Genomic DNA, 20,840 nt, shown 5'->3' on the forward strand with positions numbered 1-20,840 from the left:
ACTATTCTGAATCGTTGATGAAATTGACAATATCCTGCATCAGCTCTCTGCTCTCTTTGAGGTAAGCGCCCATTTGAAAAAAGCCGTGAATCATATTTCTGTAGGTTTTTTGGGTTACAGGAACATTATTGTTCATTAATTTTTCGGCATATAGTAGGGCTTCATCCCGCAACGGATCATATTGAGCCGTTGCGATAAATGTAGGTGGAAGATTGGGGAAGCTTTCCCTTTTTAAAGGGATTGCATCTGGATTTTCGTGGTTTTTCTCATCTGGTAAGTAATAGGACCAAGCCTCTTTAGCTTCTTCAATATTCAAAATAGGGCCGTTCATAAAAAGATTCCACGAATTGGTTTTTAAGCTATTATCGGTAGCAGGATATATGAGCACTTGTTTCGCAATTTCGTTTGGAAATCTATTGGAAACGGTGGCGGCTATAGCACCGCCCGCGCTATCTCCCATTATAGTGATTTGGTTTTTGTCAACATTCAATTCTTTGCTGTTCATTAAAACCCATTCCACAACAGTAAAACTATCCTCTATTCCGGCAGGAAATGGATGTTCAGGGGCAAGACGATAATCCACTGAAATGATGACGGCTTGGGAGAGATTTGCCAATTGACGTAGGGGGGAATCGTGGGTTTCCAGACTTCCTCCTTTAAACCATCCACCGTGAAAATAGATGATGATAGGTAGGCCCTTCTGATTATTTGGACGATAAATACGAACTGGCACTGTGTCTTTTTTAAGTGTGATAATGCGGTTCTCAATTTTAAATACCTGCTCCTTTTTACCTGCCAGTGGATTCATTTTTTCGTAAAATAAGCGCCCTGTTATCCAGGGTTTTTCATTTTCGGGTACTTCAATAGCTTTTATATAGTTCAATACCTTTTGTACTTCTGGGGTCATAGTAAACGTTTTATTCGTTACATCTTTTTGTGCTTTGCCTTTCCAAACGCCTAGTAAAAGCAAAAGAATTGTTGTGTATCTCTTCATTTTTTTTGTTTTAAAAATTGATAGCACAAAATTATGTAGCTATCCCTATTTTTGCATATAGGGTTCTAAATGTTCGGTACATACAAATTTGTCTGTTATGGGAAAAAGAAAGAAAAGCTCAACCAATCTGTTGAATGAAAAATACATTATGGAAAGTTGCGACTTAACCTATGCGGTCTGTAAGGTTGGTGGAAGATGGAAATTATTAATCCTTTGTAAGCTTGAAAACGGGAAGTTGCGCTATAGTGAGCTGCGCAATGCGATAGATGGCATTACCGAAAGAATGCTCACCTTACAGTTGCGGGAGTTAGAAAAAGATGGATTGGTGAAACGTACAGTTTACGCAGAAGTACCACCAAGAGTAGATTATGAACTCACCCCAATCGCCATTGAATTGATTCCTATCTGGTCAAAATTAAGCAGCTGGGGAGCCAAGCATAAAAAGCTGGTAAAATGATATTAAATTTTAAGTAGTATGATAGCGGCTTTGATCAATCATATAGAAAAATTTATAGATATTAAGGATACAAACCTCGGCATGATGGATACCTTTTTTGAAACGAGGGTCTTTAAAAAGAAAAAAGACTTATTAAGAGAAGGTGCTATCTGTCAAAATCTCTTTTTTGTGAACAAAGGTTGTTTACAGGTATTGTACACTAAAGAAAACGGCACGGAACAAACCATTGATTTTGCGCTGGAAAACTGGTGGACTACCGACTTCTCTGCCTTTTCTAAGAAGAATACATCCCACTTCACCATTCGCACAGTAGAACCCAGTGAAGTACAAGTGCTAAGTGCCGATGCTAAAGAAGCATTGCTTAAAGAATTTCCTGTTCTGGAGCGATATTTCCACTTGGTCTTTCAACGGGCTTATGCGGCTTCTCAATACCGAATAAAACTACTTTATGAGTATTCCCGGGAAGATTTATATTATCACTTCAGAGATAACTTTCCGGAATTCATTCAACGTGTGCCCCAATACCTTATCGCCTCATTTTTAGGTTTCACCCCTGAATATTTAAGTGAAATCCGCAGAAAAGAGCTTTCTTAAACCAGTTTAAGAATTTGCTGCTTGTTTCTGGTAATCTTTGTCCGCACAAAACAAGATTACTATGACCAATTTAAAACAGGCCTTATCTTTAGGTTGTACAGGAGCTTTAGCCATTTTTATAGCTTTCTATTTTGCATTACCACCCTGGGTACTCTTCATCGCCTGGGTGAGCTACCATCTTTTTGGCACAAACCTAAAAACTGCCTTCACCATTCTGATCCAACAACTTTTTGGAATCCTCATTGCGATGCTCATTCAATATACGGGAGCTTGTCTTTCAGCATTTATCGGAGCGTTTGGATTTCCTTTAGCCGTATTTATCGCTATGATCGGGGTTTTCTACATTTCAAAATTGAAACGTTTGAATACCATTCCCGCCTACTTTTTGGGACTCACCACCTGGTTTTCTTCGGGTTTTGAAATCGCTGTCCAATCACTTTTTATCCTCATCCTTTCCCTGGTGCTTGGTTATTGTATCGCTGCCCTTGATACTTTTTTACATAATAAATTAGCCGCTAAAAAATAAGCTTCAGATGACTGTAAGAAGAGCAACACATTTAGATATAACCTCACTGATGGTTCTTATGAATGAATTCAGAAAGTTCTACAAACAAGAATCAAACCCTGAAGAAGTAGAAAGCTTTCTGAATGACCGAATGAATAAGGAGGACAGTGTCATTTTTGTAGCCGTTCTGGAAGACCAGTTGCTAGGCTACACCCAGCTTTTCCCTTCTTTCTCGACTATCAAATTAGAAGAAATATGGATTTTGAACGATCTGTTTGTATCGGAACAATTTCGGGGTTTGGGCGTGGCCTCTCAATTACTAACAAGCGTTTTGGAATTTTCCAAAGCAACCCATCGCCAACAAGTTTGGCTTTTGACAGGAAATGACAATAAAAAAGCACAACAACTTTATCATAAAATCGGATTTAATAACACAAAATTTAAACATTATGTCTTCAACTTTTAACTCACAACATCGCATCAACATTAAAGAACTGGAGCCTGAATGCTGGAAATTAATTATTGAAATAGAACAATTTTTAGCCAGGACTTCTTTAGATAAACAACTTAGGGAACTCATTAAAATCAGAACCTCTCAAATCAACAAATGCGCTTTTTGTATTGATTTGCATACAAAAGACGCGTTAAAATTGGGTGAAACTGAACGTAGGATATTCGCCTTATCCGCCTGGCAGGAAAGTCCGTTGTTTTCTGAAAAAGAAAGAGCCGTATTACAGCTCACCGAAGAGATTACTAAAATAAATGAGGCAGGGCTTAGCGACCATACCTATGGGAAGATAAGTACGTTATTCAGTGGTAATGAAATCGCACAGCTCATTATCGCCATCAATCATATGAATTTTTTAAATAGGGTGGCCGTTTCCACAAAATTGATTCACCCTAATTAAAAAGATAAAAAATCAGCTTTGGAGGGGAAAATTTAACCCTAACTCATTTTTATTCTTCAGCATGCAAGCCAATCCGGTTTCCTTCGGTATCTAGTATAATTGAAAACAGCCCGAAAGGTGCTTCAGTCTTAGGAATAAGAACTTTCCCTCCTGCTTTTTCAACTTTATCAATAACAACCTGAATATGGGGACTGGCATTTATATATATAAATATTCCCTTTTCTGTTGGCGTTCTGTCTTTTGATTTCGATAAAACACCGGTAACTCTCCCTGACAGTGCTTGTTTAACATTGGGATCGTAAGGAAAGAAAGTTAGTTCCTCATTTGTTTCTGTAAAAGTTTTAGTGGTCATTACTATATCAAATATAGTCTCATAAAACTTTTTAGCTCTAGTAGTATCTAAAACCGGGATTTCAAACCATGTGAGCACATTATTATTATCACTAATTTTTTGTAGCATCATATCAACATTTTTGTTTAGTCAAAAGTGGCGCTTAATTGTTTAATTAAGCTGAGACATTTGTCACAAAATCAGGAAATCCTTCTATTGCGTATTCTGCTTAGGGTCTCTCTTGTGACACCAAGAAATGAAGCTAATTGGGTAAGTGAAACTCTTTGTACAATATGTGGGTGATGGGTTTCTATATATTCCAGTCGCTCTTTTGGGCTATAAAGCTTAAAAATTGCTAAAAATTCTTCCTGCTTTACGGCAAACTGGCGCAAACAAATTCGTCCTAAATTTTCGATTTTAGGGTGCTGTTTTGATAGCCCAAATAATTTATCTTTGTTAAATACAATAGTAATTAGCGGTTCACAGGCTATGATGTTATATTTTGACTCTAATCCGCTACCAAAACTAGTAACATTAGTTGCTATTTCATTCTCAAAGAATAATTCGGTGTTTTTTATGTTTCCATCTATTTCATAATAACTTTTGCAATAGCCCGCATCTATATAAAAAAGTGAGCCGCAGACTTCCCCTTCCCGTAAGAGCAACTCATTCCTGGCAAATGTTCTCTTAGTTAAAGCAGGTTTTAAATATTCCCAATCTTCCTCTGAAAAGGGGGTTAAAGAACAAATATAGCTTAGTAGATTATTCATTATTTTCAGTTTCTCTCTAAGACACCAGATGCCGGTGATGAATCTGGTGTTTTTATAGTCTAAAACTAGTCAAAAAAACCTGTGACATAAAACATTCAACATCCCTCCTTTCTTTTTTAGCTCACTGTTGAGTCTTGGTTTTAGGGCTCCTAAACCTACCTTGTAGGTTAGCATTGCGCACCCTTCAACAAAGGCTCAGGACAAGCAAACAAAACCGCCTGCCTTGGACAGGAAAGGCTAGGCATATTTTTACATCCTTAAAAACTACACCTACTCCTTATCCCGCGGATGGCAAATACAGTTAATCAATTCATGAATTTAAGCTTTTATGCAAAAACCGTTTGCGTCTATTCCAATTCAGCTAAGCGTTTTATTAGTTTTCGGGCATGTTCTTTTGCGTTGTTTTTGATGTCGGTTTCGGTATAACCGGCCACCAGTGACGCTCCATGAAAGTAAATGGGATCAATATAATTCATTTGGGCAAACAAGGCGGTTTGCTCCAGGTTTTTGCAAAACTCGTACACCCGAAAATGCTGAAACCCTAAAACATTGTAGCTGTTTTCTGATGAGCCAACAGTAAAACTCGGGACAAAATTTTTACCTTTTAGTTTGTCGCCTTGGGAACCATAAGCAAATTGATATGCAAAAACCTCATCGAACCAAAGTTTTAAAATGGCGGGCATATTGTACCAGTAAAATGGATATTGAAACACAATAGTTTGGTGCTTTAACAGTGCTTCCTGCTCTGATTTTATATCTATTTTGTAGTCCGGATATAAGTGGTGAATGTTCCTGATTTCAATAGTTAAATCCCATTTCTGCAATTCTTCGATTACCGTTTTGTTGGCGAAGGAGTTTTTATAATTGGGATGTCCTAAAATAATTAATGCCATAATCTATCCTATCATTAGTTGAGTTGCTAAACTACTTTTAGTGCGTTATATTTACAATACCTATCGATTTGGATAGCTGGAAATTAAATAGCGATGAAAGAAGAATGTAAAGGCGATTACATAAAAGTGAACGGGAAAATTTATCCGTGTTCAGTAAGTCTAACAATGGATTTGGTGGGCGGAAAATGGAAAGCGGTTATTTTATACCACTTGATGGATGCTAACAAAAGGTTTAGCGAACTCCGCAGGGAAATGGGTACGGTTACCGAAATGACACTAAGCTTGCAACTAAAGCAACTGGAAAAAGACGGATTGGTCTCCCGAAAAGTATATGGCAAAAAACCACCGATTAAGGTTGTTTATGGGTTAACTGATTTCGGAAAATCTTTTATCCCGGTATTGGAGTCCATTACCCAATGGGGCAATCAAGTGGTAAGTAAAAAGGGAGAATTTGTCGATGCGGATTAAAAACAACTAAGCAAATCTCTTTGTTGTGGTCTAACTTCTATTTCAATTGGAAATGTATATGGTCATCGTGTCATAATGCCTGACAGCCGTGAAACCTTATTTTTTCATTCGCGAGATGAAATCGCGTTTTTAAATGTGGCTCGATAAACATTTTTCCGATAGTATGCTGTTTCAAAATGAGATCCACCAAATTTCGTGTTCCGTTTTCTGAAAATTGAATGTCTTTATTAATCTTTCCTAAAGTTAAATACTTAGGAAAATCGTATTGCCAATACCCCCCTTTTTTACAAACTGTAGTTTGGTTATATTCCTTAGGTTTCGGACTTTCATAAACACCATATCCGCTAACTGATGGTTTTCTATTGGTTAGTTGTCCGTTAGGATTTTCATAGATTAACGAAACATCTATTTTCTTTCCGTCATTATGACTTAAATGAGGTAAAAGCGGAAATTTATCAATGAATGGAAAATTGGCATCTAAATAAACCATTTTTATTCCGTTATGCTGTTGTCCAAATTCACTGGCTATCTGTGCGAGGGTTTTATTTAGTTCCGGCCGTACATAATTTCTATTGGCCAGTTTATAAAATATGGAATGTGCTTTTAAAAATTCGGTTTCTTTGATTTTTTCACGGCCAAAAATTGGAGCCACATTCGGAACAATCAAAAAGGTGGCGATGAGGTAAAGTGCTATAAATACCCCTAGCCGTTTTATCAGCTTTTTGTGTGCTGTTGACTTAATAAGTACAATTGAAATAAGATATATTATACCGCCTATTTGGTAATAACAGTTAAAAGAAGGAAGATAATGCCGTGAAGGAGCTTTTTCAAAATTTAGTGGTTTGTGGGCTTATTAGTATCAACATATTCGTTTTATTTCTTTTATAAAACGAACTAAAAACCTTTGATATTTAACGTCACATATCCTGTAAAAATTATGGATATAAAGAATTTTACTTTAGTGACATTTCGATATAAATTTTTTACGAAAATTCACTCAATGCCCCAAAATGATAAAAACTACAACAACTCCTGATCCTGTGGATGGCAACCGCTACGCTAGACCATTCTCTTCTCCCACCGCTGAGGAATTGTTTTGTTTTCCTTCGGAACTAAAAAGTAGGCCGGGAATGGATTATCATAATCCGTCGTCACTCTGAACCTGCCTGCCGGCGAGGCGGGCCTGATTCAGGGTCTCATCTTCAAGGTCTTTTTCAACACTTTATAGGATTATTTTTAAATCCCTAAGGTAAGCTGGTCTTTTACCTTGTGATAGATCAAAGATGCTTTTATTTATTCTTTTACTTCTACTTCAGGGATTTGCTGGTTGCATTGAAAGATGATGGCTCGTTTTCCTTCGTATTGAAATTTTTGATCAAAAACTAACCTGAATGTATCTACCAATCTACTGGTACATTGAAAATACATGGCATATTGGTGGGGTGTTTTTTCCTTCCAATCCATTCGCAACGTACTGCCGTTTTTGGTCACAAAACTGGGTTCTCCCCATTTCAGCGTTTCTTCCAAAAGGCTTATTCCTTCGGTATCTTCTGCTGTTTCAATGACCCATTCACGCAGCTGTTGCATTTTATCCCGAACAAAGTCGGGATAATTCGCAAAAACTTCATTTACTCTTGGGTCTGTTTTTACTATTAATTTACCCATTGGTTTCTTGGTTTATCCCCACATAAAAATCTACTTCAGCAGCTGAAGGATTTTGCGCTTTTTTACCAAAAATCTCAAAGTCGGCATCATAGGTTCTGTCTAATTCCATTTTAAATATTTCCGACCATTGATTCACAATCATACCTTACATCAAGTCTCCTTTGGCTGTAATTTTTAGGTATGTTCCTCCGTCAACTGATTTACCAACCATCCCGTTCGGAATAGTATTCAAGTTTTCAACTTTACAGCCTAAGATTGCGGTATAGGTTTTTGTATAATCGCTTTCATAGTCGGTATAAAGTGAATAAATTTCTTGATCAACTTTATTTGGGATTTTTTCCTGAATGTTCTCAGACATCAACTTGCTCCAAAGTTCAGCTATTTCTTTGCTGGCTTGTCCGTTTTCGTTGGTGGTTCTAATCGAAATCCCAATAATATGAAAAGGTTCAATTTTTACAGTTTGCATTTTTTAAATTTTATGATTTACTGCAAAAGTAGATTGATCTTGCGTCAAAGGTGTGTCAGGGGTGTTTCGATATTTTTCTTTACATTTTTCAAGATATTCCTGCAAAGTCATTTGATGTGGTTCAAAATGATTCTCCTGGATTTCTATTTTTTGAATGCAATCCAAACGGAAGGCTCTAAAATCAGTTCTTAATTTGCAAAAGGCGATAAGTACCCAATTGTCCTGAGTAGTCTACAAGGCAAAGGGCTCAATTTCTCGTTGACTTTGCTTGTCTTCCAACGATCGATAATCCATTTTTAGAATTTGATAATTCGATATCGCCGATTGCAGTTGTATGAGGTAATTGCTTGTTTTTTTATTTTCAAGATTGTTCCGAACCTGGATTCTGTCGGTAAGTAGTTCTGTTTTTTCTTTTTGGGTGTATTTTAAAACCGACTTAATTTTGGTTACCGCACTTTCGTACTGTTCGGTCAAGGATTGGTCTTTATTTTTTCGAATCAGTTGTTCGGCTGTGATTAAGGCATTCGCATCATCTTGGGTAAACATCACCGGTGGAATTCTATAGCCATCCATCAGCGTATAGCCTTTTCCTTCTTCGATCACAATGGGAATTCCCGATTTTTCAAGCGTTCTAATATCCCGATAAACCGTTCTCACACTCACATTATGTTTTGCAATTTCTTTTGCGGTCACCATCCGTTTTGATTGTAATTGGGTGAGGATCGCTGTTAATCTTGCTAGTCTTGGTTTTTCTTTTTCCATCGGTTTTTGAGCTTGTGGCTAACAGATTTATAAAATTAATCAAAAACCTGTGATACAAACCTCTTAACGTCTTCCTTTCTTTTTAGCTCACTGTTGCTTATTGGTTTTGGGAGCATTTCGATATAAATTTTCTATGAAAACTCACTCAATGCCCCAAAATGATAAAAACTATCAAAACTCCTTATTCTTCGGATGGCAATACGCTGGGTAGGCCATCCTCCACACCCTAAGCTCCGGAATTGATTTGTTTTACTACGGAACTAAAAAGTAGGCCGGGAATAATGCATTCGTGTTTTTGATAAAATTGAACGTCCAGGATGAATACTTTTATGTAACCAAAGTCCTGTTTAAAGAGAAAAATCGCTTTAAGCGATTGATTGGGATGAGAATTTCTAGGAATTATAGCTTGTACAAAGGTTTTCTTTGTTAGGCAACGTTTTTTATTTATAATATTCTATTTTCCGTCTTACAATTCTCAACGGTTTATTGTTTTTAAATTCAATTTTTTCTATCCAATTATTTTCTGAATCATATTTAAAATCATAACTCCAAACATCATTAGTTTTTCCGTCATTGGTCTTAACCATTTTTTTAATTAAATCCCCATTTTCATTGTATAGATTTCTTTCTATTGGTCGATTATTACTATCTCGCTCAATTTTTAGAGTTCTTTTACATCCATCACTAGATATTAAAACGCTAGTCAAGATGTCTTTAGAATCATATTTAAATTCAAAGTCTAAAACGAACCTTTACCGTAATTGTCAATTTCCTTTCTTTTAATTAATAGGTCATTTTTATCATAAGTATAGATGTCTTCTTTAATTACTTTGCCGTTGTAAAGAAACTCTTTTACTGAAGTCAGGTTTCCGAGTTCATTAAATTCAAGCAGAGAATTTCGATCAAATGCAAGTGAATTTATTTTTTCTCCAATTTTAAAAGTGTCTTTCTCAATAATTAGATTGAAGAGTTCCGATTTTACAGATTTTACTTTTCCATTAAAGTGGTAATTCGATAGGTCGCTTTTATGGTCTGTATTGTCTGCTTTTTTAGAACAACTAAACAACCAAAGGCAAATTGTAAATAATATTCCGAATACTTTTTTCATATACTTTCTAGCGGTCTCGGCTATATCAACTTTCAGGAGTTGGGACGCGGAGTTGTAGGTTTAATTGTTTGCTTTCCTGGTTTCTACAATTATTCTTTTTTAAATATAACCGCTATTTGCGATAATTATTATTAGCATTAGTACTTAGTCCACCAATGTTTCTTTAAGCACTTTTTTGCATTTTTTAATATCGGAATTTGACAATGATTCAAAGACTTTTACAATTCTTTGTTTATCAATTGTTCTAACTTGATCTATCGCAATCATTCCATTTTTCCCATTGGATTTTACCAGAATTCTTGTCGGATATTTTTTTGTATTTGTTGTCATTGGAGCCACTATAATCGTCCTTAAGTATTTATTCATTTCATTCGGAGAAATGATTACGCAAGGTCTTGTTTTCTTGATTTCGCTTCCAACGGTTGGATCTAGATTAACTAGAACTATATCATATTGATTTACATCCATTCCTCAAAATTTTCATCATCAAACACATCATTCATTAAAAGTTGATCATCTTCGTTTTCGGTCATTTTTTTAAATTTTTCTTCCCAGTTTTTTCTTGGAGAATCAATTGGTCGAAGTATAATTTGACCTTTTTCTAAAATGAGTTCTACCTTATCTTTTATATGGTATTTTTCAAGAATGGTCTTACTTAAGCGTAATCCTTTAGAATTACCGATTTTAATAATTGAAGCTTCCATAATTTTGATTTTTTGTAAATACAAAGTTATTACTTTTTGTAGAATTTCAAAATTAAACTTTCTCTGTAGAAGTACTACTATAAACCTAGCCATACCCCTACAAGCCTTACGTGATATCCATTTTAGTCCAATAATAAATATACCAAAAATCCTCAATCCCCATTACGGTTTCCCTTAAAAGAAAAAAACAGCCCATCAAAAAAACCTCTCCCAAAAAAATAGCCGTTCCACATAATCAAATACCTTTGCCCACGTTAGCCTAATGCTATGTTGAAGAAATAAAACTATGAAAACAAGACCAAGCCTCGGGACCCTTGTCGCCCTCCTTTTTAGTTTACCCGGTATCGCGCAGCAAAAGTACCAGCCCGTGAGTGCGCTTAATGTGGAAATTGACACGATACCCGTAAGTTTCCCCGAGCAGGAACAATTTAAAAACGAGGTGACCGGCAACACCGTCAAGGTATTGCACGCGGTAGAAAATACCGGATTTCAGTTTTACAACAGCGTTAGTTTTCGCAACGATAAAGAAGGCATTATCGCCGGCGGCACCCGGCTACGCCTGCGCTCCACCCAAGACGGCGGAAAGCATTGGAAAGGCTTTTCCTTTTCCGGTTTTGCCAATGCCTTTTACAGCACCGCGATTTACGAAAATCAATTTTATGCCGTGGGCGCTTCCCGCTATATTTTTAGAAATGACGATTTAAATACCGAATGGGAAGCTTTTGATGTTAATACGCTGGGCGAAAGCAAATACGCCTTACGCCATCCTAAATTTTATAAAATAAAGTTTTCTCCCAGCGGTTTTGGGATTATCGTTGGTGATAACAACGGAAAGCCACTCGTCCTGAAAACCACAGATAAAGGCGCGCACTGGAAAAAAGTCAAGCTTAATGGGTTACAAGCTGATGAAGTCCCGCTAAGCGATGTCTTTATTTTTCCCGATAATACCATTAGGCTTCTCTCTTTTACAGGAAATGTTTATGAAAGCAGTAATGAAGGCAAGGATTGGAGCCAGCTTCGCAATGGAAAAGGAGGAGAATCCTTGAATTCTATCGCTTTTGTAACTAAAAAAGAAGGCTATATTTCTGGCTTACAAGGCTTGCTTTTAAAAACCACCGACGGAGGCAAAACCTGGGAACAAATGGATACCACCGTTTTAGGAAGCGGCGCCAATATTTCGAACTTGGAATATACCAAAGATCAACGATTGCTATTAACGACTGCTGAAAGTTTTCAGGATGAAAAAAATAAAGCGCCTATTTTTTCTATCGATAAAGAAGGAAAAATCTCACCTTTTCTTTCGGCCAAAGGGCAAACCTTTGTCTTTGATGCATACGGGCTTTTCTTGCTCAACGACAATGTGTTTCTATTAGACCGGGATAAATTGTATAAGATTAAGGTTTAATGGAAGTTGTAAAGAGTTTTTGGTTTTTAAATCATTATGATCAGCCAATTGTATAGTAAAAAATTCTTCCAAAAAACCATCCAATTTGATTGAAAAAAAGGGAATGATGCTTATATAATGTATCATTCCCTAAATTAAGCTAGTCAATAGGTACTTTTAATAGCTATCTCCCTGAAAAAATGTAATAGATCTAAATCTTCACTGGGCTCTCTTCCATTAAACCATTAATTTCATAGCTTGATCCGTCTTATCTCTCTTTCAGTCTTCGATTTTGCACCTATTATTTGTTTCTCTTCTTTATCTGAAATCATTTTGTTAGTGTTTTCTCCTTTGCGTTTATTGCAAATGCAAAAAGTAAACCTCTAAACCTAATATTTTTCATCTTTTCAAGTTATTCCCAACCGGGGTTTTGCTCCAGGTTTGGATTTAACTGCAACTCGATTCGTGGAATTGGATACAAATAATCCTTATTTTCATTAAAACTTCTGTTATTAAAATTAGGTTGTGGATCGATAAGATTATTTTCACTTAAAAAAACATCAGAGTCTAATTTTAAGTATTGAATCCCCTCTATCTGATTGCCTGGAGCGTCATCCTTATAAAACACTACATCTGTATCACCATCCCCATCAAAATCGTATTCTCCGGGACCGGGAACATATAATCCACGTAAAGGTCTTGTTATAAACTGTCCCGCTTTCCAGCGAACCATGTCATCCCAGAAGAAGTTTTCCATATATAACTCTATTCTCCGCTCTCTTCTAATTTCAAGCAATAAACCTGCATTATTTCCCTTTACCTGCGGATATTGATTTTGCATATACGGATCTGGATCATTGTTCGCTGCGTTAATAGTTATATGTGGCATAGCAACACGATTTCTTAGTACATTTATGGAATTATCTATATCTGTTTGCGACACTGTTCCCAATTCAGCTTTAGCTTCAGCAAAATTCAATACAATTTCTCCAAATCTAAAAATTGGCAAATCTGTAATGGACTGATCATTGGTATCGTACTGGGGCTCTGTAACGTATTTAATAATTTGATATCCTGTAACTGTGGCGCCTAAATTAGGTGGTAATTCCTGTGTTTGTCCCTTACGTGTATAACCGGGAGTTCGAATAGTTTGCGATAATCTTGGATCGCGATTAGCCACCTCTTCTGTAAAAAAAACCTGATTATAATCTGGCCGATCCGTGAACCTACTTCCATCGGCATTTAGATACGTATTTACCAAATCTTTAGGCATCCCCGGTCTTCCGTAAGATGAGGTTGTCGTATAATAATTCACATTATGATCTACATCAAGCGCAGTGTTAAATTCTCGAGCAAAAATAACTTCAGTACCAACCGCGTCATGCGAATTAAAAAGATTTAGATAATCTGAGCTTGGATTTCCGGAACTAAATACTTTATAAGGTGAATTATTCATCAGCTCTTCCGAAGCTTCTATTGATGCTTCTAAATAAGTTTCGTAACCGCTGATGTTCCTGTATTTTTCGTAAGTACCTTCATAAAGTCCTACTCTTGATTTTAAGGCCAGAGCGGTATATTTAGTTACCGTATACAATTGCTGATCTTGATTTAAATTTTCTATAGCGACATCAAGATCTTCCAGAATTTTTTCTACAATAAACTGGCGACTATCTCTTGGTTTCTGCAAACTTTCTTCGTCATCCGGATCTATCGTGTAATCGTAATATGGTACTTCGCCAAATCGCTTTAACTTATCAAAGTAAAAATAGGCTCTAAAAAAACGAGCTACTCCACCATAATGCGCAATTGCCGATGCATTATCACCACGTTGATAATTTTCAAGAAAGTAGTTGATATCCCTAAGATATCCCCAATCCCAGCCACCGCCAGTAGTTGGAATGGTTCTGGCACTACGCATTTCTTCACTTAAAGTGGTCTCCAAAATATTACCTGCTCTGGTATCTCCGTTATAGATAGATGTACTGGGCAACAATCTGTAAAACCCATTAGTGTATAATTGTAAATCACTTGCTTTAGTAAAAAAGTTATCTTCAGTGACATCGGATAAAGGTTCTTTATTTAAAAGATCATCGCTACAACCTGTTAATACAGCTAAAAGCAGGATGAAGATTATTTTTATATTTTTCATCGTCATTGTTTTTAAAATTGAAGTGATAAGCCAACCGAATAGGTTTCGTTAAAGGGAACTGTTTGCGCGGTACTTCGGTTTGCAGAAGTAGAAGGCTGATTTAGGTTTACGGAGTTACTAGCTGCTTCAGGATCGATATAATCGGTTAGAGAAGTAAAGGTGAAAAGATTTTCTCCGCTAAAATAAATCCTAAACTTACTGATATTAAATTTTTCTGTAATCCTTTTTGGGATAGTATATCCAAGGCTTAAGTTCTTTAGTCTTAAGTAAGCGACACTTTGTAAATATCTGTCGTTAACAGCTCCTAAGGCATCACTATCTGATAATGCGATATATCCAAATAATCTCGGAAAATAAGCCTCCCTATTATCTGGAGACCAGATATTATTTACCAAATCTTTACGAATAAATGTATCGTAGGGTCGATTATACATTGCCCAAAAAATTCTTGAATCTCCGTTAGGATACCAGTCCTGCTTTCCTACTCCCTGAAAAAAAGCCGAAACATCAAAACCTTTCCAGGCTGCATTTACTCTAAAACTGTATAAGTACTGCGGAGCTGTATTTCCTATTTTTCTGCGATCGCCTGAATCCTGAAGGGTATTTTCACCTTCATCGATAACACCATCCCCATTTAAATCTACATAACGAACATCACCGAGTTGTAATCCTCCATTAGCAATAATACGATTGGAAACACGGGTTTGATCAGCGTGACCTGTGATTTCATCTTGAGTTTGAAATAATCCATCTACATGATATCCCCAAAGTTCTCCAATGGTCATCCCTTCGTAATAATCTAATAAACTGTTGTTTGGATTATCGAATTTTGTTATTTCAGTGACTGAATTGGATAAATTCCCCTCAATTCCGAAATTTAAAGGAGATTTGGCTACCTCAAAACTATGATGGTAGCCTATACTAAGTTCGAAACCACGTGCTCTTAAATCTGCTGCGTTTTCCTGCGGTGAACCGGTTCCTAAAACGCTGGGTAAAGTTGCTCCCTGGGTGAGCATTCCTTTAGTATTTCTCTGAAACCAGTCGAAAGTGATATTTACATCATTATTAAAGAGCGCAATGTCTGTTCCAACATCAATTGTTTTTACTTCTTCCCATGAAATTTCGCGAGGGTTTAATCCCGGTGCTGCGATATAATCTAAAGTTCTGCCGTTTAGGGCAAAGTTACCGTCAATATTCTTCCTCAATGTAGGTATATACGCATAATTCGCTACTTCTTGATTACCAAGAGAACCATAGGAAGCTCTTAACTTAACCAGGTTGAAAGTATCGGTTAAACTAGAAAAGAAATTTTCTTTATTAATTAACCAACCACCCGACACGGAAGGGAAAAAACCCCAGCGTTCTTCTTCGGGAAATCTTGAAGTTCCGTCATAACGACCATTTACCTCTAATAAATATTTATCTTTATAATCATAAGATAATCTATAAAACACTCCTTGTAAAGCCCACTCTGCCGCACTTCCTAAAGCTTCAGGGTTGCTGGTAGCAAGACCTAAAGAATTTAAATCGTCTGAAATGCTATTTTGTTTGCTTGCAGTAGTGCTTTTGGTATAAAAAGACTCCTGATTAAAACCTAAAGTTGCTTTTAAGCTGTGATCGCCAATTTGATGATGGTAATCACCATAAATATTAAAAGCATCATATTTAAATCGTGTATTATACTCAGTCAATTGATCGGTTCCCATCGTATTAACTTCTCCGGGATAAATTGAATACGGTATATTTACAGATCGCCGATAGCGATTATAATTCGTTCTTCGATAGGCATAACTAGCGGTGACATCTAAGCCTTTTACAGGATTCAGTTTTAAAGTAGCAATGTTAGAGAATTCTCCTTCTTCTGTTTCCTGTTTTGCTTTACCGTAAAGTAAAGATGCATAGGCACCGTCACCAATGGTATAATTATTAAGTTCTGTTCTCCAGGTCGCCGTACCATCTGGATTTTGCGGCATGTACGATGGCAAACCATGTACATAGATATTACCATTAAATTGATCTCCCCATCCATACTGGCTACCACCATGTTTTAGGTCGTTAGAACTATTGTATTGCATGTTATTAGTGAAACTGATCCAGTCGTTAATTTTCATTTCCAGCTTACCACGTAGATTGTAAATTTTATAATGATCGTCTTGAACTTTTAGAATCCCTTCACTATTGTAATTACGGTAGGAAAAAAATCCCTTTATTTTATCAGATCCTCCAGAAACTGAAACATTATAAATTTGTGTAGGATAACTATCCCTGAAAAAATAATTCCACCAATCGGTATGTCCATAATAAATATATTGCTCTCTACCATTACGAATATCGGTTTCTACACGGGCTAAGGAAGGATCTTGTGATACCTCATAAATGTTTTGATAATCTTCCTCGTTATAACCTGTGTAACTTCTACCTACTGCCGTACGAAACGATTCGTCTACCAACATTACCGCTTTATAAGGATCGGTTAAAAAATCGGTATTTACAGTAGGAGAGTTCCATGCGGTGGTAGCATCCACACTTACCGTTAAATTTCCTGTTTTGGGATTTTTTGTGCTAATAAGTACTACTCCAAAAGCGCCACGGGCACCATAAATAGCTGAAGCTCCCGCATCTTTTAAAACACTTATCGATTCAATATCATTTGGATTGAGGTTATTAATATCTCCTTCTACACCATCGATAATCACAAGAGGTTCTCCTCCGTTTATCGATGTAAATCCCCGAATATTTATTCTTGGTTTGGCAGCTGGATCACCACTGCTTTGTGTTACATTCAAACCAGGACTTAATCCTTGTAATCCGGCGGAGACATCGGCTATTGGACGTTGCTGAATTTGTTCAGCATCCACTTTGCTTACCGCATCAACTAAAGTTTCACGGCTGGTCTGCCCATATCCAACTAGAACTACTTCTTCAAGACTTGCAGCATCTGTTTGTAAAATAATATCAATTTCTGTTCGATTTTCGATATTTACAATTTGCTTTTTATATCCCATGTAAGTAACACTTAGTGACCTGGCATCTTCTGGAACCTCCAATGTAAAATTTCCTTCAAAGTCTGTTGCAGTTCCTATATTAGTGTCCTGCACAAAAACACTTGCTCCCGGTATTGGCAGATTATCACTATCGGTCACGGTACCTGTTATAATTCGCTCTTGCTCTATTTCTTTATTAAGCTTAAGAGCAATGGTAAATCTTTTTTTAATGTAAGAGAGAGGAACAAGTTGTTGCAGTTGGTGTAACTCATTTTCAATGCCATTGTTCGTTGGAGAGAAATCGGAAACAACTACTTCTTTAAAAGCCTTTGTATTATATACGAAATTGATACTTCCATAATTTCTGGCTAAGAGTTGGATCACTTCATCCAGGTTACTGGATTTATTGGAATGTGCTTTTAATTGCTGAGTTCCTATAGCATAGATAGTCAGCATAAAAATTGTTGTCGTTAAAAATCGGCAACGTCTTTTTATTGTATTCATTTTACTAGTTATTCATTATTAATAGTTACTTTTTGCAGATCCTGGCCGGGATCTATAATTGCCGGGCGTAGTGTTTAGATCATATTTTCATTTTTTTGTGCTTTTAAGAATTATTATCAGTTAATTTTCAGGTATTTTTATAGTTTTGTCATCTATTATTAATAGTTATTTTTAATAATTGCCGGGGATAGTCTTGGCCGAGATTATCCCCATTTTATATTACTTTCTATTCACATATTTCACCTTTAATTTTGTATTCATTTTCTTTTAATGATAAAAACTCGATATTGTGGGAAAATGAGATAATTTCCATAATCTCATCCAAACTTAAATCACTCCTAAATTCACCTGATATCTTACAATTAGCATAATCTGTTTTATTATTAATTTCTATGGCGTAATAATTTTCTAGACGATCCAGTAAAAAATCCAGACCGGTATTTTCGCACTTAATCAAAGAAGATCTCCAGGCAAGTACTGTATTAACATTAAAACTATTCACACTCACTTTCTTACTTCTATTATTATAAATGAGTTCCTCCCCTGGTGATAAAATTTTTTCGCCATTTTGCACACTGCTTACTTTTAATTTTCCTGATACTAAGGAAATAATAGTCTCATTAGTATTTTTATATGCATTTACATTAAAAGAAGTACCTAAAACACTGAGAGTTAATTCCCTTGTATTTACTGTAAACGGGTGGTTTTTATCTTTTTTAATTTCAAAATAAGCTTCTCCTGTTAGGTTAAGCATTCTTGAGTTTTCAGGACTATATGTAACACCACTATTACGATTTAAAAACACTTTTGATCCATCTTCCAGTAGTATCTCTTTTGGCGTCATGCCGTCATTATTTACTACAACAAGTTTTGATGTTGTATTTATATTAAAAAGAGTAAGGCTGATGGCGGTTAAAAATGCAATAACAAAAATGGCGGCAATAGATTTCCAAATAGTGTAATTGGAATTTGTGGTAGATTTATCAATTCTTTGCCACAATTTTATCGAATTGGGATTAACCGGTTTATCCCAGGCGTTATTAATAAGCTTATCGAAGTTTCCTTCAGAAAAAAACTTTTCTGTTTTATTTTTCATTTTATGCTATTCTATTTAGTATTCAAATAGAAAAATGAAATCCCCTACGCCTTAATATTTTGGTAACACTTCCTTTACTCCCTGATAATTTAAAAATTGGACTTCTTTCGATTTCAACTCGAAATCAAAACGTTACGCTTAAACAAAGTGCGTCTTAAAATTCAATTATCAACAAATCAAATAAGGAAGGACTCTGCTCTTAAATCAAATGCCTTTTTAGCTCTGAAATCGCCTTGGCTATCTGATTTTCGACCGTTTTTACTGAAATATTTAAATAGTCTGCGACTTCTTTTTGGGTAAGCCCTTCTAATTTGTGCATGATGAAGATTTCACGACAGTGCTGAGGTAATTTTTTGATGGCTTTATTTAAACTATGTAATTGATTTTCGTTATTTTCAATGTCAATTTCTTGTGAAATGTTCTCGGACTTCTGTGCATTACAAGCCACTTCCCACTTATTACTTTTTAGTTGATTAATGATATAAAACTTAGCAGTTCTAATGAGTTGAGATTCGATATTATGATCTTCAGAAAGTTTCCTTCGCTGTTCCCAAAATCTTAAAAAAACATCATGAACAAAATCTTCTGCTCGTTGCACATCTTTAGTAAAATTTAATGCAAGAGCGTAAACATTTTGATGATACTGAAGATATATTTGCTTTAAGGCCGCTTTTTTTCCTTTCTTAAAATCTGAAAGCAAATTCATCTTTGATTTTTTAAGCCTCAAATTTAAATGGAATCCACAAAGTTTTAATTTAAGCCATATTATATAATACTAAAATTACTGTTATAAGTAAGTGAAGAATTACTGTTTAGCATGGTTTTATTATTTATGTTTCTAAAAGATCAGATCTTTTAGAAATTCCACACTAATTATCAGAGATACTATATGTGAATTACATGTATGGATTTCCTTTTATAAGAACCAAATTTGTTCCTTACATAAGTACTAGAAACAACTTATAATTATGAGTCGAGTTATATCTACCAGTAAACAAAAAAATCATCCTATAGATGATCTTGAAAATGAATGGAATCCATTAGACTATGATAATTTTATCTCTCAAGCCAATCAAAGTGATTTAAATTCTAACTCAAAGCTTTACTACCAACTATCTTTTTCAGGTATCTCTTTAAGTTTTCCATTTTCAATTTTATAAAACATCATTTTTTCGTTTCCTTTAACAATATAGGGAAGTCCATATATGATCACCTCATTATCTGAATTTACTTTTGAAGATATAAACTGATATTCAGGTTCTATTAGAATATCTTTATTACTATTAGTAAGTCCATAGGAAAAATAATCATCAGTTCGGCTACCTCCACCCCCAAAACCTATTAACATTACATCTTTTGAATACATGTACTTTTTAATCAATATTAGATTATCTTCAAGATGTTCATTAGCATAGCTTAATTGATCAGCATTTTCAATATATTCAGTTGCCATCAGGCTAATTCTGTAATAAGGTTTCCCGACCAGTCTCCAGATATATATTGCAACAAATATAATTGCGATTAGGCCTATAATCCACCCTATTTTTGATAACCTATTCAATTTAGATAATTTTTTGATATTTCTCTCCACCACCCGAATGCCCAAACAATAGTCTATTGAAAATTTCAATTATAAACAATATCATACAATTCATCCAAAAATATATTGTTGTATGGAGAAAGCATCAATGGCCTTCTTTGATTATAACCGAAATAAAATCTACATTATCATAACGCAGAAAAAAATCAAAACATATATCGGGTTTATTTAAACAACTTTAATTTTCCTATATAATAGCCTGGAGAGCCCTATTGGGAGAAAAGAAAGTATAAACGTGGAAATATCACTATTCCTGCTGCTTTACATTGTTTTAGGCGAAATAAGGCTGTAGAATCGGGGAAGGAATAGTAAAAGATATTATTTTTCCTAGGTTTCTGTAGGTTCTATATAGACTACCCAATCTTATATAACAAAAAACCCTTACCATATTTGGTAAGGGTTTTAAAAAAGCAAGGCGGCGACATACTCTCCCACAAGATAGTAGTACCATCTGCGCTAACGGGCTTAACTGCTCTGTTCGGAATGGGAAGAGGTGAG

The 20,840-nt window shown here is 35.6% G+C and carries 23 protein-coding genes, 1 rRNA gene and 1 pseudogene; 7 read left to right on the plus strand and 18 right to left on the minus strand.

Annotation, left to right across the window (positions count from 1 at the left end; all coding sequences use genetic code 11):
* Position 1: 1 nt before the first annotated feature.
* Positions 2 to 994, minus strand: a complete 993-nt coding sequence (locus tag AC13DP_RS07520) for an alpha/beta hydrolase (RefSeq protein ID WP_347407047.1) — start codon at positions 992 to 994, stop codon at positions 2 to 4.
* A 97-nt stretch (positions 995 to 1,091) separates the two neighbouring features.
* Between AC13DP_RS07520 and AC13DP_RS07525 the strand changes: the two genes are divergently transcribed.
* The 5 genes from AC13DP_RS07525 to AC13DP_RS07545 all read left to right on the plus strand — a co-directional run bounded on the left by AC13DP_RS07525 (position 1,092) and on the right by AC13DP_RS07545 (position 3,458).
* On the plus strand, positions 1,092 to 1,451 hold the full coding sequence (locus AC13DP_RS07525) for a winged helix-turn-helix transcriptional regulator (RefSeq protein WP_188459944.1): 360 nt from the start codon (positions 1,092 to 1,094) through the stop codon (positions 1,449 to 1,451).
* An 18-nt stretch (positions 1,452 to 1,469) separates the two neighbouring features.
* The gene (locus tag AC13DP_RS07530; RefSeq protein WP_347407046.1) at positions 1,470 to 2,045 is read left to right on the plus strand and encodes a Crp/Fnr family transcriptional regulator; all 576 of its coding nucleotides are present in this window, start codon (positions 1,470 to 1,472) and stop codon (positions 2,043 to 2,045) included.
* Between the two features lie 61 nt (positions 2,046 to 2,106).
* A complete protein-coding gene (locus AC13DP_RS07535) occupies positions 2,107 to 2,571 on the plus strand; it encodes a DUF1097 domain-containing protein (RefSeq protein WP_347407045.1) in 465 nt (154 codons plus the stop codon).
* Between the two features lie 7 nt (positions 2,572 to 2,578).
* Positions 2,579 to 3,016, plus strand: coding sequence for a GNAT family N-acetyltransferase (locus AC13DP_RS07540; protein ID WP_347407044.1), 438 nt, complete (start codon positions 2,579 to 2,581; stop codon positions 3,014 to 3,016).
* The gene (locus AC13DP_RS07545) at positions 3,000 to 3,458 is read left to right on the plus strand and encodes a carboxymuconolactone decarboxylase family protein (RefSeq protein WP_228251889.1); all 459 of its coding nucleotides are present in this window, start codon (positions 3,000 to 3,002) and stop codon (positions 3,456 to 3,458) included. Before AC13DP_RS07540 ends, AC13DP_RS07545 begins: the two co-directional genes overlap by 17 nt.
* A gap of 49 nt (positions 3,459 to 3,507) precedes the next feature.
* Here AC13DP_RS07545 and AC13DP_RS07550 read toward each other — a convergent pair whose 3' ends face one another.
* The 3 genes from AC13DP_RS07550 to AC13DP_RS07560 form a co-directional block, all read right to left on the minus strand.
* Positions 3,508 to 3,921 (minus strand): VOC family protein, encoded by a 414-nt coding sequence (locus AC13DP_RS07550; protein ID WP_347407043.1) that lies wholly within the window; start codon positions 3,919 to 3,921, stop codon positions 3,508 to 3,510.
* 68 nt (positions 3,922 to 3,989) lie between these two features.
* On the minus strand, positions 3,990 to 4,559 hold the full coding sequence (locus tag AC13DP_RS07555) for a Crp/Fnr family transcriptional regulator (protein ID WP_347407042.1): 570 nt from the start codon (positions 4,557 to 4,559) through the stop codon (positions 3,990 to 3,992).
* A 347-nt stretch (positions 4,560 to 4,906) separates the two neighbouring features.
* Positions 4,907 to 5,452, minus strand: coding sequence for an NAD(P)H-dependent oxidoreductase (locus AC13DP_RS07560; protein ID WP_347407041.1), 546 nt, complete (start codon positions 5,450 to 5,452; stop codon positions 4,907 to 4,909).
* Between the two features lie 93 nt (positions 5,453 to 5,545).
* On the opposite strand from AC13DP_RS07560, the gene AC13DP_RS07565 reads away from it, so the two are divergent.
* Positions 5,546 to 5,920: a winged helix-turn-helix transcriptional regulator gene (locus AC13DP_RS07565; protein ID WP_347407040.1), complete on the plus strand. Its 375-nt coding sequence runs from the start codon at positions 5,546 to 5,548 to the stop codon at positions 5,918 to 5,920.
* A 70-nt stretch (positions 5,921 to 5,990) separates the two neighbouring features.
* Here the strand turns inward: AC13DP_RS07565 and AC13DP_RS07570 are convergent, their stop codons facing one another.
* The 8 genes and pseudogenes from AC13DP_RS07570 to AC13DP_RS07605 all read right to left on the minus strand — a co-directional run bounded on the left by AC13DP_RS07570 (position 5,991) and on the right by AC13DP_RS07605 (position 10,625).
* Positions 5,991 to 6,572, minus strand: coding sequence for a hypothetical protein (locus tag AC13DP_RS07570; protein ID WP_347407039.1), 582 nt, complete (start codon positions 6,570 to 6,572; stop codon positions 5,991 to 5,993).
* Between the two features lie 641 nt (positions 6,573 to 7,213).
* On the minus strand, positions 7,214 to 7,585 hold the full coding sequence (locus AC13DP_RS07575; RefSeq protein WP_347407038.1) for a DUF1801 domain-containing protein: 372 nt from the start codon (positions 7,583 to 7,585) through the stop codon (positions 7,214 to 7,216).
* Positions 7,586 to 7,730: 145 nt separating this feature from the next.
* The gene (locus tag AC13DP_RS07580) at positions 7,731 to 8,051 is read right to left on the minus strand and encodes a GyrI-like domain-containing protein (RefSeq protein WP_347407037.1); all 321 of its coding nucleotides are present in this window, start codon (positions 8,049 to 8,051) and stop codon (positions 7,731 to 7,733) included.
* Between the two features lie 3 nt (positions 8,052 to 8,054).
* A pseudogene (locus AC13DP_RS07585) lies at positions 8,055 to 8,813 on the minus strand (helix-turn-helix transcriptional regulator).
* Between the two features lie 440 nt (positions 8,814 to 9,253).
* A complete protein-coding gene (locus AC13DP_RS07590; RefSeq protein ID WP_347407036.1) occupies positions 9,254 to 9,520 on the minus strand; it encodes a hypothetical protein in 267 nt (88 codons plus the stop codon).
* 32 nt (positions 9,521 to 9,552) lie between these two features.
* On the minus strand, positions 9,553 to 9,921 hold the full coding sequence (locus AC13DP_RS07595) for a hypothetical protein (protein ID WP_347407035.1): 369 nt from the start codon (positions 9,919 to 9,921) through the stop codon (positions 9,553 to 9,555).
* Positions 9,922 to 10,065: 144 nt separating this feature from the next.
* Complete coding sequence (locus tag AC13DP_RS07600) at positions 10,066 to 10,389, minus strand: type II toxin-antitoxin system PemK/MazF family toxin (RefSeq protein ID WP_347407034.1); 324 nt, start codon at positions 10,387 to 10,389, stop codon at positions 10,066 to 10,068.
* Positions 10,380 to 10,625 (minus strand): AbrB/MazE/SpoVT family DNA-binding domain-containing protein, encoded by a 246-nt coding sequence (locus tag AC13DP_RS07605; RefSeq protein ID WP_347407033.1) that lies wholly within the window; start codon positions 10,623 to 10,625, stop codon positions 10,380 to 10,382. Before AC13DP_RS07605 ends, AC13DP_RS07600 begins: the two co-directional genes overlap by 10 nt.
* A gap of 286 nt (positions 10,626 to 10,911) precedes the next feature.
* On the opposite strand from AC13DP_RS07605, the gene AC13DP_RS07610 reads away from it, so the two are divergent.
* Positions 10,912 to 12,030, plus strand: coding sequence for a WD40/YVTN/BNR-like repeat-containing protein (locus AC13DP_RS07610; protein WP_347407032.1), 1,119 nt, complete (start codon positions 10,912 to 10,914; stop codon positions 12,028 to 12,030).
* 391 nt (positions 12,031 to 12,421) lie between these two features.
* Here AC13DP_RS07610 and AC13DP_RS07615 read toward each other — a convergent pair whose 3' ends face one another.
* The 6 genes from AC13DP_RS07615 to rrf form a co-directional block, all read right to left on the minus strand.
* Positions 12,422 to 14,158 (minus strand): RagB/SusD family nutrient uptake outer membrane protein, encoded by a 1,737-nt coding sequence (locus AC13DP_RS07615; RefSeq protein ID WP_347407031.1) that lies wholly within the window; start codon positions 14,156 to 14,158, stop codon positions 12,422 to 12,424.
* A gap of 11 nt (positions 14,159 to 14,169) precedes the next feature.
* Positions 14,170 to 17,646 carry a SusC/RagA family TonB-linked outer membrane protein gene (locus tag AC13DP_RS07620; protein ID WP_347407030.1) on the minus strand — a complete coding sequence of 1,159 codons (3,477 nt, stop codon included), beginning with the start codon at positions 17,644 to 17,646 and terminating at the stop codon, positions 14,170 to 14,172.
* A 226-nt stretch (positions 17,647 to 17,872) separates the two neighbouring features.
* Positions 17,873 to 18,742, minus strand: a complete 870-nt coding sequence (locus AC13DP_RS07625) for a FecR family protein (RefSeq protein WP_347407029.1) — start codon at positions 18,740 to 18,742, stop codon at positions 17,873 to 17,875.
* A gap of 199 nt (positions 18,743 to 18,941) precedes the next feature.
* Positions 18,942 to 19,448, minus strand: coding sequence for an RNA polymerase sigma factor (locus AC13DP_RS07630; RefSeq protein WP_347407028.1), 507 nt, complete (start codon positions 19,446 to 19,448; stop codon positions 18,942 to 18,944).
* A 399-nt stretch (positions 19,449 to 19,847) separates the two neighbouring features.
* Complete coding sequence (locus tag AC13DP_RS07635) at positions 19,848 to 20,303, minus strand: hypothetical protein (RefSeq protein ID WP_483067494.1); 456 nt, start codon at positions 20,301 to 20,303, stop codon at positions 19,848 to 19,850.
* A 449-nt stretch (positions 20,304 to 20,752) separates the two neighbouring features.
* Positions 20,753 to 20,840: ribosomal RNA gene (gene rrf / locus AC13DP_RS07640) — 5S ribosomal RNA — on the minus strand; the annotation flags it as partial.

It is taken from the genome of Zunongwangia sp. L-65 (assembly GCF_056859415.1).